The sequence below is a fragment of the Streptomyces sp. NPDC054840 genome (genome assembly GCF_053611065.1).
This window is the reverse complement of sequence record NZ_JBSGZP010001018.1, coordinates 1-1,830: the sequence shown is the minus strand read 5'-3', so window position 1 is coordinate 1,830 and position 1,830 is coordinate 1. Positions and strand designations below refer to the sequence as shown.

Here is a 1,830-nt window from a genome sequence, read left to right as displayed (position 1 = left end):
CCCTCCTGCTGTGCTCCGGGGGCCTGGCGGAGCCCATGCGCGAGGAGGCCGCCCTCCCGGCGGAGCTCGCCGCGCGCTGGGCCGGCCAGGAGCCGCCGGGTCTCGCGGCCTTCCTCGCGGACACGCAGCTCCGCCTCAAGGGGTACGCCGACGACCGCACGTCTGCCGCCGTCTGGGAGGCGTGACCGGCGCGCCCGTGGCTGGATGGGAGGTGCGCGCCCTGAACGTGCGGGTGCGGGTGAAGACGGACCACAGGTTCCTGGACCGGATGCTGAAGAAGCACGCCGACGCCCTGGAAGGGGTGGTCAAGGCCTACACGCGCAACGTGGAGAAGCACACGCCGATCCGCCCCGAGTACGTGGCCCCGGTCCTCGACGAACTGGCCGACGAGGACGCCGTGTTCACCGCGACACCGGCATGTGCAATGTGTGGGCGGCGCGCTATCTTTCCCCGAACGGCAAACGGCGCATCATCGGCTCCTTCAGCCACGGCTCGATGGCGAACTCCCTTCCGCAGGCCATCGGGGCACAGTTCGTCGACCGGAACCGTCAAGTGGTGTCGATGTCGGGCGACGGTGGTTTCTCGATGCTGATGGGAGATTTCCTCACCCTGCTGCAGTACGACCTGCCCGTCAAAGTGGTCCTCTTCAACAACTCATCGCTCGGCATGGTCGAGTGGGAGATGCCGGTTTCCGGCCTGCCCTCCCACGGGACGACGAACACGACCCGACTTCGCCGCCATCGCGCGGGCGGCGGGCGCGTACGGGGGTCCGCGTGGAGAGGCCCAAGCAGCTCACAGGGGCTTTGAAGGACGCTTTCCGGCACCGGGGGCCCGCCTTGGTGGACGTGGTGACGGGCCCGGACGCCCTGTCGATTCCTCCGAAGATCCGCGCCGAGAGGGTGACCGGATTCGCACTGTCCGCCAGCAGGATCGTGTTGGACGGCGGGGTGGGTCGCATGATCCAGATGGCTCGATCCAACCTCCGCAACGTGCCGCGCCCGTAAGCCCGCAGGAGTGCGGAACCGCCCGGGGGGCATGCATCCCGTAGACCAGTTCGAGAGCAAGGACACGGGAGGGGCATCGCCGTGCCGGTGGGGGCGAAGACCGGAAAGCTGTGGGGGAGAGGGAGGCCGGTGCCGCGTGCACCGTCCGCCGACGAGGACGGGGAAGCGGTGGACGTGCTGCGGATCACCCGGAGCGTACGCCGGGCCGATCTGAAGGCGGTGGCCGAGGTCCGCCGGGCCCTGCGGGAGCTGATGCGCCACCGGTGCCGGACCGATGCCACCGAGGTGGCCGAGCTGCTGATCACCGAGCTCGTCACCAACGCGCTCGTGCACACCGACCGGGGCGCGGAGGTGCACGCGAGTCTCGCCGCCGACCGGTTACGGGTGGAGGTCCGGGACTACGCCGCACGCCGGCCCCGGCCGTACGTACCGACCGCCGACGACGGTACGCACGGCCGGGGACTCGTGCTGGTGGAGACGCTCGCCGACGACTGGGGCGTGGACGCGCTCGCCCTGGGCGGCGGCAAGGTGGTGTGGTTCGAACTCGACGGACGGTACGACGCGCCGTACGACGCAGGGCCCGCCTGAGCAGGCGGGCCCCACGGGGGTTTTCCGTCATACGGGGACCGGGTCAGCCGAACTGCTGCTCCAGGTCCTTCAGTTTGCGCTCCAGCGAGTCCAGCCGGGGGATGGTCTGGGTGTCGTCCTCGGCGGTGAGGTCCACCGTCCGGGCGCCGGTCACATCAGTGGATTCGGTTCGGTTGACGGCCTGCAGGGAGGGCCGGCGTCGCAGGGGCAGTTGTCCTGATTCCGGTATGGCCGGCTC

The 1,830-nt window shown here is 70.2% G+C and carries 1 protein-coding gene and 3 pseudogenes; 3 read left to right on the top strand and 1 reads right to left on the bottom strand.

The window, feature by feature from the left end; all coding sequences use genetic code 11:
- From ACWGIU_RS37040 to ACWGIU_RS37030, 3 genes and pseudogenes are all read left to right on the top strand, one after another.
- Positions 1 to 185 (top strand): annotated as a pseudogene (locus ACWGIU_RS37040) (protein phosphatase 2C domain-containing protein); the annotation flags it as partial.
- A 26-nt stretch (positions 186 to 211) separates the two neighbouring features.
- Positions 212 to 1,004, top strand: a pseudogene (locus ACWGIU_RS37035) (thiamine pyrophosphate-dependent enzyme); the annotation flags it as partial.
- A gap of 129 nt (positions 1,005 to 1,133) precedes the next feature.
- On the top strand, positions 1,134 to 1,592 hold the full coding sequence (locus tag ACWGIU_RS37030; protein ID WP_453712456.1) for an ATP-binding protein: 459 nt from the start codon (positions 1,134 to 1,136) through the stop codon (positions 1,590 to 1,592).
- A gap of 43 nt (positions 1,593 to 1,635) precedes the next feature.
- On the opposite strand, the pseudogene ACWGIU_RS37025 reads toward ACWGIU_RS37030, so the two are convergent.
- Positions 1,636 to 1,830, bottom strand: a pseudogene (locus ACWGIU_RS37025) (DUF2637 domain-containing protein); the annotation flags it as partial.